This window comes from Natrialba sp. PRR66 (assembly GCF_034808065.1).
Lineage (GTDB): Archaea > Halobacteriota > Halobacteria > Halobacteriales > Natrialbaceae > Natrialba > Natrialba aegyptia.
Genome location: NZ_JAXHGN010000252.1, coordinates 1 through 239, shown reverse-complemented (window position 1 = coordinate 239; position 239 = coordinate 1). Strand labels below are relative to the sequence as shown.

General features: G+C 71.1%; 1 pseudogene. It reads left to right on the top strand.

The annotated features are described in order from the left end of the window. Positions 1 to 239, top strand: a pseudogene (locus SM755_RS24135) (tRNA (guanine(26)-N(2))-dimethyltransferase); the annotation flags it as partial.

The following is a 239-nucleotide window of genomic DNA, read 5'->3' as shown; positions in this document are numbered from 1 at the left end:
ACCAGGGACCTCGTCTGCATCACCGCGACCGACACCGCGCCGCTGTGCGGCGCGCACTTCGACTCCGGCGTCCGCTCGTACAGCGCGACGCCGCGGAACACGGACTACCACGCCGAGATGGGGCTGCGCATCCTCCTGGGCGCGCTCGCGCGGACCGCCGGCCGGTTCGACGTCGGCGTCGACCCCATCTTCACGCACGCCACCAGTCACTACGTCCGCACCTACCTGGACTGCACGCA